The organism is Candidatus Jordarchaeum sp., assembly GCF_052745115.1.
Window position 1 is genome coordinate 24140 of record NZ_JBRAKS010000004.1, and the last position, 11253, is coordinate 35392.

Sequence of the window (11253 nt, forward strand, 5' to 3'; positions counted from 1 at the left end):
CCAGAAGAATAAAATTTCTGAAATCTTGAAACACTGGATTCTATGATAAATCTAAGAAATTAAGTATATCTACGCGAGGAATTGAGTTGATTGTTACAATTAAAATCGGTGGAGCGGTAGTAGATAAGGAAACGGAGAATCTAGTTACAGACTTGAAAAATCTGAGCAAGGAACATAAAATAATTATAGTTCACGGTGGTGGTCCGCAGATTAATGAGATTGCTCAGAAATTAGGTAAAGAACCCAAGTTTGTAACCTCGCCAAGTGGCTTTAAGAGTAGATTTACAGACAAGGAAACCCGGGATATTTCGGTCATGGCCATGGCGGGCAAAGTAAACAAAAGCATAGTGACCTTGCTTCGTAAAAATCAGATTCCCGCTATTGGGTTAACAGGACTGGATGGAAAAACTTTAATCGCAGAAAGAAAGGATAAAATAATTTCTGTTGAGAATGGGAGAAAAAGGGTGCTAAGAGGAGATTACAGCGGAAAAATTACTGAGACGAATGGAACGCTTCTTAGTTTGCTTCTTGAAAACGCATATGTTCCGGTTGTGGCTCCAATTGGAATTAGTTATGATTATGAGTTGGTTAATCTGGATGGGGATAGGACAGCGGCGCATATAGCGAAGGCGGTAAATGCGGACATTTTTATTTCAGTTACCGATGTTCCGGGTTTGATTATTAACGGTGAGTTGGTTAAAAGTCTTAGTAAGAAAGAAGCGGAAGAAATTATTAAAAAAGTGGGAGGAGGCATGAGAAAGAAAATATTCGCCGCTCTTGAAGCGTTGAATCTGGGTATAAAATCCGTGGTTATTTGCTCAAGTATTGAAAAGAATCCTATTTCCTCAGCTTTTACACTAAAAACAGGAACCGTGATAAAGTGATGGAGCCCGTAGAATACTTATTAAAACTGCTTGAGATCCCCAGCGTTTCAGGAAAAGAACACAGGCTCTCGGTTTTTTTGATGGAAAGTATGAAAAATGTGGGCTACGAAGTTAAGCAAGATGACGCAGGAAACGTGTTAGGCAAAATAGGTGAAGGAAAACCTGTACTTCTTCTATCGTCACATATTGACACCGTGCCCGGAGAGATACCAGTAAGAGAAGAGAACGGGAAAATATATGGGCGGGGAGCAGTAGATGCTAAAGCTTCTGTTGCCTCCATGATACTGGCAGGTTCTGTTCTCCCCAAGCTGAAGATTAGTGGAACAATAATATTTGCAGGGGTTGTGGAGGAGGAATCCAGCCTGAAAGGAATTCAAACCCTGTTAGAGGGAAATCTGAAAGCCGATTATGCAGTATTCGGGGAACCAACCAAAAGTGATAGAATATGTTTGGCTTCTAAAGGTAGGCTGCTCTTCAAAATAAATTTGAAAACCAGAGGGGGACATGTAGCATGCTCATGGGTTTACAAAAACTCGATAGAGCTTGCCTACGATCTTTGGAAAAGGTTTAAGGAAAGAGTTGAGACTCGTGAAAAATCACCTTTCTATTCCACCATTCCTAATCTTACCCAGATAGCGGGAGGAACTGCTCCTAACGTAATTCCCAGCGAGTGTCAATTTTTTATCGATGTCCGTTTTCCCTATATGGTTAAATCCACAAAGCTACTGGGAGATATTGAGAAAACGTTTAAAGAATTTAAAGAAATGAGTGGGGTTCAAATAAGTTATGATGTCTTGAGCCAAATAGAGGGGTTTAGAGCGGATAAAGATTCTACTCTAGTGCAGGAATTAGCTAAAGCGATTAGTGAGGTTAAAAACATAGAGCCACGATACATTAGAAAAACTGGAACCTGCTTCATGAATCTAATTGGCAGATGGTATAACATTCCAACGGTAAGCTATGGTCCCGGCGACCCCACTCTTGAACACACCGAAGATGAGTACATCGAGAAACAAGAATTTTTAGAGTCAATAGACATTCTTAAAAAAACAATAAAATACATCCTCAGCAAAAAAAATTCCTAAATGCAAATGTCAATTACTCTACCTTTGGTAACTTTCACTAAAACTTTTGGATCTATGACAAGAAGCGAATCGTCAGAACCACCGCTGGCATACACCTTTTCATGTTTGAAAAGCCCTTGATCAATAAAGGTTGTTAACTCCCTCAAATGACCGAAGGGTGGAACACCGCCTATTGAGAATCCAGTTAATTTTCCAATTAATTCCGCATCAGCGAACTTGACTTTTTTTGAAGAGGTGATTTCAGCTAGCCGTCTTTTATCAACCCTTTTGTCTCCAGGTGCAATAACCAAAAATGGCTCCTTGTTCTCATTCAATAATAATAAGGATTTAGCAATCTGAGAGGTGTCTATTCCTAATGCTTTGGCTGCTTGTTCGGATGTAGCGGTATTCTCACCAAGCTCTATTATTTCCGCTGAGATATTGTGATTTTTTATGAATTTTCTAATCACTTCAATTCCAGACATGTAAACCATCTCTACAATGTTAATAAAAGGATGGCCTTCTGAACATGTAACCTGTTCTCTGCCTCATCGTAAATGATGGAGTGCTGACCATCTACTACCCCGTCCGTGGCTTCGATGTTTCTTCTTAGAGGTAGGCAGTGCATAAAAATGGAATCTTTATTTGTAAGATCCATTAATGCTTCATTACAAATCCAGTTTCTAAAATTTATCCTCAGCTTTTTTTCTTCCTCAAATTTTCCATAGTGTTTGAGAGAGCCCCAAGCCTTAACATATATAATGTCCGCATCACTATACGCCTCTTCCATATTTTGTGAAACTTCAAGGGTGCACCCATTGGCTTCACAGTTGTTTTTAGCCCAACGCATTATCTGTTCATCTAACTCAAAGCCCTTAGGATGAAGTAAAGTCACATCCAACCCGAATCTCGTAGCAATGAGAAGCGCAGAATTAGGAACGCTGACCGGGAGAGGCCTAGGATGATAAACCCAACTCAAAACAAACTTTTTACCCTTAAAACTTCCTTTCTTCTCTTTAATCGTTAATATATCTGCCAGAGCCTGACAAGGATGAAACATATCACATTCCATGTTAATTACAGGTACATCAGCCCACTTTGCAAATTCACGCACCACTGCATTACTCTTACCATATTGCCAATCGGTAATGTTTGGAAAAATGCGAATAGAAATTCCGTCAGCGTATCTCGCCATAACTGAAGCTGTGTCTTTTATGGATTCAGAGCCCTTACCAATCCATGCTTTCTCCGCATCCATGTGAACAGAATGCCCACCCAACTGAGTCATACCGATTTCAAACGATAAACGGGTGCGTGTACTAGGATTGAAAAAAAGCATAATAAGCGACTTTCCCTGCAATTCAGAAAAAAATTTCCTAGGTTCTCTCTTCATCTCCAAGGCAAGATCTAAAACAGATTCTAACTCATCTATACCCCATTCTTGAGTTGTTATAAGATCTCTGCCTTTTAAATTGTCCTTATCCATAACATAACCTCAATACTAAACATTAACTTTAAACATTTAATCTTCTAGTTTAAAAAAATTTGCAAAATACTGCATACTGCTTTTTTTAATATTTCTTGTTAATTGATTGAAAAATTTTTAAGGGTGATCAATTTGAAAATTCAGTGTTTAAACAGTGTATAAAAATAAAAAAATGAAGCACCGCATAGAGTGCATAAAAAATTAATATTAACTTGAAAAATGAGCGAATATCAATAATTGTAATATGTGATAAGAGAATTCTTAATTTAAAGAGAGTTAGGTGTACCACTCTAGCATAGGCCGGCGTCTTCCAATCTTTTAACTATCTCATCGTATCTTTCTTTGCTATTTATGATGCTGTTAACCAATTCTTCATTCATGTGTGCCCCTGGTCGGACCTTTACTTCGGCATCAACACCCAAAGCATCTTTTAATTTTTTCTTGATGAGGACACCGAGCACGGATCCCATTGGGCACATTGCTGATGTTGGTTTGAAAGTTACTTTTACTTTTTTATCGGATTCAATTGTAATGTCGTCTTCATTTACCATGTCTAATTCTAGTATTGATACTGGCATTTCCGGATCCTGTACTTCTTTCAAGACTTCTAGAATTTCTTTTTTTTCCAATAGTGTAATCTCCTTCGGGTTTTTCGTTTTCCTATAATGGTTTACATCTTATAAGGTTTTTTACCAGTTGTGGAAAAATCTTGAACAATCGAGTTAATAAATATCGCTGGTCTAATTAACCTAGGGAAGAAATACATTTGAATTTATGTTTCACTTAGTTTTTTAAAAACTTTAGCTATTAGATATCTAAGCGGCAGGTTTGTTTCTTTTGCAATTTTTTTAAAAAACTTTAGCTATTAGATATCTAAGCGGCAGGTTTGTTTCTTTTGCAATTTTTTTAAGATCATCAAACTCGGGTTTCATTCTGATGATTTTTCCACCACTGTTTCTGGCAATTTTAACTCTTAATTCGTAGATTTTACCCCCTATATTAATACTGGTAACATTCATTTCACGTTTCAAAATGAGGCGAGATGTAGGGGTTAGGCGGACACCTAAGCTTCCAGTCTCATCCATCAATGTTCTTGCGAGTTTTTGTACATCTTCAGGACTGGAGATTACCTTGATGATTTGTCCGGGGCGACCTTTTTTCGTTATGACGGGTATTATACTAACGTCTTTTGCGCCTTTTTCGAAAAGCACATCAATTGTGTGTCCTAAAATTTCTCCTGAAATATCATCTACGTTAGTTTCTAAAACCACCACAGAGTCCTCAACAAGGTTATATGGTTGCCCGTTTTGAAGTTCCCTCTCACCAATAACTATTCTTAAAACGTTTGGTAAATTTGGAAAGTCCTTCATTCCTGCACCATATCCCACTCGAATGTTCTTTACACTGGGTAGAAAATTTGAAAATATAACATCTAAACTGGAAATAATTGAGGCACCTGTGGGTGTTGTTAGCTCCGTTTCAATAGGTCCCCCTAATATTGGAAAGTTACTGTTTTTAGCGATTTCTAGTACAGCAGGCGGAGGGACAGGCATTGCTCCGTGCGAGAATGTTAAGTGACCTCCTCCTAAAGCGACTGGAGTGCAGAACCATTGACAGTTTTTCAGTAAACCAAGGTCCTCACAGGCCACCGCGGAACCAATAGCATCCACCAGAGTGTCGGCTGAACCAACCTCATGTAAATGTGTATGACCTAATTGTTCTCCGTGGACCTTAGATTCCGCTTCCACGATGGTTTTTACAATTCTAATTGCAAAGTCTTTAGTTTCTTCTGATAGGTTTAGTTCTCTCGTACAGGCGATCGTAGCAACTAGAAGATCCTTACCCGTTCTATTTTCAGCCGTGTCATCGGATAATACTTGAACCTCCGTTGCTGCTAAACCACAACGGATGGTTTTATTAATATTGATATCAAACCCTTTGCACCCTCTAAGAAATTTTGGAATCAATTCTATAGCGCTTGTAATCTTATTCTGATTTGCACCCAGGTCCAATAATGTTCCAAGAAACATGTCACCTGAAATTCCAGCCGCTTGACAATCAATAAACGCTACTTTGCTCATTATTTTTTACTTCCCCCTTTAGTTCTCTAACTTTGCTCGATATTCTGCCACCCTGTTTGCTATCAGAGCTGCCGTAGCCCCCGCACCAAATCCGTTATCAATGTTGACCACGCATAGCCCTGCTACACACGATTGCAGCATTGTAGTGAGCGCCCCAATCCCTTTTCCTCCGAACCCGTAACCAGTGCTGGTGGGCACTCCTATAACAGGCACATTAACTAGGCTTGCAACTATTGAGGGAAGCGTTCCTTCCATACCTGCGACTACGACTAAGGAGTCAACTTCTGCTTCTATCATCTTACCCAATGGAGGAAAAACTCTGTGTAGTCCGGCAATGCCCACATCGTAAGAAGTAAAAACTTCGCAACCCATAGATTCTGCTATTATTTTAGCCTCCTCTGCGACTGGAATATCCGAGGTACCGGCAGTAATAATCCCTATCCTTCCCCCGGTTTTTGTGAAAAATTCTTCTTTGTGTTTTATTCTAATGGTTTCAGATTTTTCGAAAATTTCCAGTTCACAGTTATTAGGAATATGTTTTTTTAAGAGTGAAATTTGCTCTTCGCCTGCTCGAGTAATCAAAACATAGTTTTTTTGCGATATTATGGTACTGACAATCTTAACTAGGTCTTGGGGCCTCTTTCCACTTGCAAAAATTACTTCGGGGACGCCAGCCCGTAATTCACGTCTAATATCAAACTTCACCAAGTCACCTATTTCATAGATGCAGTTTGTTCTAAGTAAATTTTCGGCTTCTTCAATTGAGATTTCACCGGAAGAAAATTTCTCAAGAATTTTTCTTAGTTGACTCATTTCAACCCAATCCTAATCTAACTATTAAGTTTTTTAGATGCCTTTGGAGGCTGTAGTGTAATCTTTTCTTTCAGAACCTCATCCATAGCTCCTGTCCGGTAACCCTCAACATCTAGAGTGCAATACTTAAATCCTAACCCCTTCATTTTTTCCGCTATTTTATCTAGAATTTCTATTGAGAATAGCTTTTCTCGCTCATCTTTCCCTAATTCAATTCTTGCTAAATTTCTGTGAGTTCTAACCCGAACTATGGTTACACTACTAATTTGTTTTATATATCGCTCAGCCTCTGCAATTCGGTGGAGCTTCTCATCTGTAATAGCTTCACCGTAGGAAATCCTTGAGGCCAAACAAGCCATAGAAGGCTGGTCTGAAACACTCAGTCCTCTCTCACGAGCAATAAGCCTTATTTCCTCTTTGGTAACATCCGCTGTCAGAAAGGGAGATAGAATTCCCTCCTCTTGTAGAGCTAAAGCTCCCGGCCGGTGCCCGACTATATCAGAAGTATTTGTTCCCTCCACAATCAATTCGTAGCCTTTCTCATTAGCAATTTTTTTCAGAGTCCTAGATAACTCCTTTTTACAGTAATAACATCTATTAGGCGGGTTTGCGACAAATAGAGAGTTACTTAGTCGGTCAACCCAAATAACTGTGTGATTTACGCCAAGCTCTCTGGCTACCTGTTTAGCCCTTTCTACATCTTCTGGAGGAATAATCTGCGAGTTTATGGTTATTGCCAAAACTTTTTTACTCACGTCTTTGGCTAAGCTTACCATCAGACTGCTATCAACTCCGCCAGAAAACGCTACCATGACAGTTTTGTCTTTAAGAGTGTTACGTATTTGATCTATTTTTGATTGTATTTTTTGACTTCCCAACGCCTGCAACCTTTTGTGTATCTTGGTTTTAAATCGAATTCTACTAAACGATTACTAATTTTGTAATATTTAATGATTTTGCGATTGAACATAATGAATATTGCAATTTTTCTACTTAGATGCTAAGTAAATTGCTGTGCCTATAAGTAAACCGCCTATGAGGGTAAATAGGGTGGGTATCTCGTTTAGAAACATGAAAGCGAGAAGAACAGCAAATACTATTTCAAGTAGCATTATAATGGCCGAAATTGAGGCTGATATGTATTTTAAGCCGGCAAAATATAGTGTAAATGCTATGGCGGTGCATACCAGACCAGTGTAGCAAACTGCAATAATCGCCGGAGCTGTTATCAGGGTAGATAGAGAGGATAGATCATACAAACCATAAATCGTTGCTGGTATGGCTAAAACAAACATGGTTATTATAATTACAGCCGAAGTAATATCCATGGAATTAATTTCAACACCTTTCACTTGAGCACTATTTAGAAATTTTTTAGAATATACTATGTAGAACGCCCAAACCCCGCCTCCCAGAAGCACAATCATATCGCCCATGAAAGTGCCACTCCATAAGGTTTGCAGATTACCATTTGTGGTAATTAGAAAAACCCCTAAAATACTCATAATTATGGCTAAGATCTTTTGCCGGCCCATAGATTCACCTAGAAGTAGGAAAGAAAGTATAGCCACGATAATAACATTTAGATTTATTAGAAGTGAGGCTTTTCCCGCAGTAGTATATTGCATACCAATAAACTGGAATAGATAGCCTAAGGCATTAAACAAACCCAAAGCAAAAATTTTACGATCCCTCAGAAAATAAAAAGCTTTCCCAGACCCTAAAAATCGTACGAACCCCACAGTCATTAAACCCGCGGCAACAAAGCGGAAAAAAACGAATGTTAGCGGAGACATAAAGCTAAGACCCCATTTGACGGCGGGAAATGAGCTGCCCCAAGCCAGGCTCGCTAATATCATTAAAAGTTGGCCTTTTCTCGCATCACTAGAAATTAATCTGTTAAATTTCCATTTTACTGTTTCCAAAAAAGACACCAGAAACATTGTTACCGGATTTAGTGATGCGGAACTCTAAAAACTATTATGATATATTCTTTTTGTAAAAAAAGAATAAAATGTCTAAAAAAAGACTATTAGGCCCTACTGGATGCTAACTCTAAGGTGAGATACCATAGATAAAGGGGATGAAATATCTGAATGAGTTAAAATAAAGGATTCCTCGTAAGACACAAAGCTCTATTTTTTCGCTTTAAGTTCTTTTCTCAGCGTGTCGATACCGAAGTCTCCCACAGTTTCGGTTGTTTCTACTGGACGATACCATTCCTTTTTAGGTCCCACTACCGATCTAGACTTCCATTTCATGCTCTTTTTCTCTGCTTCAATGTATTCCAAAATTTTGTCTATCTTTGAGATTATGTCTTTCAAATTCTGGTCTTTGACTCCATATTCTGGTGCTAATTCTTTAATTCCCTTTAAGTTTGTTGTCACCGTGTACCAGAAGCCCCAATCTTGAGATAATAATTGTGCAATGTACTTGGCGTTGACGCATTCCTCCTCTTTTTCACCCACTTCATGCGCTCTGATAAGTACACAGGTGTCTTTAACGTCTTTTTCTGCTATTTTTACGATTTGCATTTTTTCAAGCAACATGTCCGTGACACTTATGGTTGGGTAATCGATTTCTAGGCGATTCTTGAATTCTATGTCGTGGTTCATTTTTAGTTTGTCATAAAAAACATCTGTGTGGAACCAGCCCTTTGGATGATAGTAAATCTGCCTCTCACTTACAGCCGAAGAAATTGTTGTTACTCGCTTAATGTATCCCAGCGAAAGAAAAAATTTCTTAATTTTGTCTCTTTGCTTTTTATAAGCCATAAAGTCTAGGTCCGTAAATTCTTGCCCGCTCTCAATACCTAATCGGCCTATCTTCTTGGAAAAATCCTCAACATTCTGGGTGTGCATCCTAATAGCCACACCGCCCAACAGTCGGATAGTGAGTTTCTGCTTATCAGCCAAATCCACTAATTTTTTACCTTCCTCAAAAAAAATTTCACTGGGTACAACGCCGTTCCATTCTTCAGGCATCTCAATGGTAATGTGCTCACCTTTTCTATCGAGCCACACCATAAATTATACGCTCCAAAACTTACTAATGGCAAAAGATCTTTTTAAATTAATTTTAATGGTAGATATATAAAACATTCGGAGAAATTATTATTTATTATTACTAGGACTTACGCAGTTGGGTGGGTATTTGTGTGGGGTTGGTGATGGGATTGCTCTAGTTTGCCTTCTTTTTATATTTCAGCATTTTTTAGCTCTTTCTTTGAGATTTGGGTATTAAAAATTCTGGTTTTCACCAATCCAAGGCAAAAGAGGAGAGTTCGACGCCACAACATGCCCATTTAACCTACAAACAGCCCTCAACTGCGTAACTCCTAATTACATTAATTTAAATTTTAAATGATTTATGACCCTACTTTTCCCAAGGTTTACAAAGTTCTAGTTAAAAATATAAATTAATTTTCATAACTGAGTTATCGTTTACGGCAAGTACTACTGGAGGCAACATACAATGCAAATGGAGAAACACAGCGAACTATTCAATGAAATTGATGAAATTGTACACCCTAACTCTATAGCTTTAGTGGGTGCTTCTTCACGCGGTAGACTTTACTGGTTAAAAAGTATTATTGAAAGCGGTTTTGAAGGGGCTATTTATCCCGTTAATCCTAAAGTTGATGGCGTAATGGGGATAAAGTTCTATAAGAATCTTCTAGACCTTCCAGGAGACGTGGATCTTGTGATTGTCCAGGTTCCGGCTGCCGTAGTTCCAAAGGTTGTTCAAGAAAGCGTTATGAAAAACGCTAAGTGTATAGTTATTTTTTCTTCTGGATTTAGTGAAAATAGTGAAGAAGGAGCAGAGCTTGAAAAAAAATTGGTAAAGGCTATAAGGGGAACGAGAACAAGAATAATCGGTCCGAACTGCGTAGGGATTTACTGTCCTGAGAGTAGAGTATCTTTTCGCCCAGATACTTGTATGGAGCCTGGGCCGGTGGGATTCATCTCACAGTCTGGTGGCCATGCAATTAATTTCGCAATAGTTGGAAAGTCTATTGGACTTCTTTATAGTAAAGTCTTCAGTTATGGGAATGCCTGTGACTTGGGCAGTCCAGATTTTTTAGAATATCTTGCCGAGGATGAAAAAACCAAAGTTATAGGAATGTACATTGAAGGAATTAAAGATGGAGAAAGACTTATTAAGTCCCTCAAAAAGGCTACAGAGATAAAACCAGTAGTTGTTTGGAAAGGTGGGAGAACAGAGGCTGGCGCTCGTGCGGTTGCTTCTCATACAGGTTCTATCGCAGGATCTGCAAAAATTTGGGATGCTGTTTTTGAGCAAACTGGTGCTGTAAAGGTTAAGGATTTTGAGGAGCTTTTAGACACCGTCTCGGTATTCGTTTTTTGTCCTCCAACCACTAGTAAGAACTTGGGACTGGTATCAATTTCGGGAGGTACGAGTGTTTCCAATACTGATTTTTGTATAGAGGAGGGATTTAACGTTCCCGAATTATCCTATAAAACTAGAGAGAAATTAAGTAAATTTGTGCAAAGTATGGGAACCAGTGTTAAAAATCCTTTGGATCTGGCAGGTAGTTACAACTACCCAGGGGTTTTAGAAAATGTGCTTGGAATATTAGGTGAAGACCAAAACATTGGGTCGGTAATATTTGATGTACAAGTTCAATATACCATTTTGGTAGAAAAACTTGCAGACGCCCAAGTTAGTAAAATCATATACAGCGGCATGTTGGAGGGATGTAAAAAAATTCGCTACCAAAGCAATAAACCAGTTCTAATTATTCTCCCACGTACCTTTTATGAAGAGGAGCTTAAAAAGGTAAGAAATCTTTTTATCAATGAAGAATTCCCAGTTTTTCCAAGCATAACCAGTGCTGCCAAAGCGCTCCGCAACTTTATCAAATACAACAAAAGAAAAGGAGAATAATATTGATTAAAATTAAA

The 11253-nt window shown here is 38.5% G+C and carries 11 protein-coding genes; 3 read left to right on the forward strand and 8 right to left on the reverse strand.

Translation table 11 applies throughout. The features are described from left to right. The first annotated feature begins 86 nt into the window (after positions 1 to 86). Positions 87 to 884 carry a [LysW]-aminoadipate/[LysW]-glutamate kinase gene (locus ACUVXA_RS00740; RefSeq protein ID WP_445869312.1) on the forward strand — a complete coding sequence of 266 codons (798 nt, stop codon included), beginning with the start codon at positions 87 to 89 and terminating at the stop codon, positions 882 to 884. Continuing rightward, a complete protein-coding gene (locus ACUVXA_RS00745; protein WP_445869313.1) occupies positions 884 to 1969 on the forward strand; it encodes a M20/M25/M40 family metallo-hydrolase in 1086 nt (361 codons plus the stop codon). The genes ACUVXA_RS00740 and ACUVXA_RS00745 overlap by 1 nt, the downstream gene beginning before the upstream one ends. Here the strand turns inward: ACUVXA_RS00745 and ACUVXA_RS00750 are convergent. From ACUVXA_RS00750 to ACUVXA_RS00785, 8 genes are all read right to left on the reverse strand, one after another. Continuing rightward, positions 1966 to 2433, reverse strand: a complete 468-nt coding sequence (locus tag ACUVXA_RS00750) for an aminoacyl-tRNA deacylase (RefSeq protein WP_445869314.1) — start codon at positions 2431 to 2433, stop codon at positions 1966 to 1968. The genes ACUVXA_RS00745 and ACUVXA_RS00750 overlap by 4 nt on opposite strands. Before the next feature lie 11 nt (positions 2434 to 2444). After that, positions 2445 to 3434, reverse strand: coding sequence for an N-acetylornithine carbamoyltransferase (locus ACUVXA_RS00755; protein ID WP_445869315.1), 990 nt, complete (start codon positions 3432 to 3434; stop codon positions 2445 to 2447). A 290-nt stretch (positions 3435 to 3724) separates the two neighbouring features. Next, a complete protein-coding gene (locus ACUVXA_RS00760; protein ID WP_445869316.1) occupies positions 3725 to 4063 on the reverse strand; it encodes a metal-sulfur cluster assembly factor in 339 nt (112 codons plus the stop codon). A gap of 219 nt (positions 4064 to 4282) precedes the next feature. After that, positions 4283 to 5515, reverse strand: coding sequence for a nickel pincer cofactor biosynthesis protein LarC (gene larC, locus ACUVXA_RS00765; RefSeq protein ID WP_445869317.1), 1233 nt, complete (start codon positions 5513 to 5515; stop codon positions 4283 to 4285). An 18-nt stretch (positions 5516 to 5533) separates the two neighbouring features. Then, complete coding sequence (gene larB / locus ACUVXA_RS00770) at positions 5534 to 6328, reverse strand: nickel pincer cofactor biosynthesis protein LarB (RefSeq protein ID WP_445869318.1); 795 nt, start codon at positions 6326 to 6328, stop codon at positions 5534 to 5536. A gap of 17 nt (positions 6329 to 6345) precedes the next feature. Next, a complete protein-coding gene (larE, locus tag ACUVXA_RS00775) occupies positions 6346 to 7206 on the reverse strand; it encodes an ATP-dependent sacrificial sulfur transferase LarE (protein ID WP_445869319.1) in 861 nt (286 codons plus the stop codon). A 111-nt stretch (positions 7207 to 7317) separates the two neighbouring features. After that, entirely contained in the window at positions 7318 to 8253 is a 936-nt protein-coding gene (locus tag ACUVXA_RS00780; RefSeq protein WP_445869320.1) for a DMT family transporter, read from the reverse strand. Between the two features lie 210 nt (positions 8254 to 8463). Next, entirely contained in the window at positions 8464 to 9354 is an 891-nt protein-coding gene (locus ACUVXA_RS00785) for a hypothetical protein (protein WP_445869321.1), read from the reverse strand. 448 nt (positions 9355 to 9802) lie between these two features. Here ACUVXA_RS00785 and ACUVXA_RS00790 point away from each other — a divergent pair, with 448 nt between their 5' ends. After that, positions 9803 to 11236 (forward strand): acetate--CoA ligase family protein, encoded by a 1434-nt coding sequence (locus ACUVXA_RS00790; protein ID WP_445869322.1) that lies wholly within the window; start codon positions 9803 to 9805, stop codon positions 11234 to 11236. Positions 11237 to 11253 lie beyond the last annotated feature (17 nt).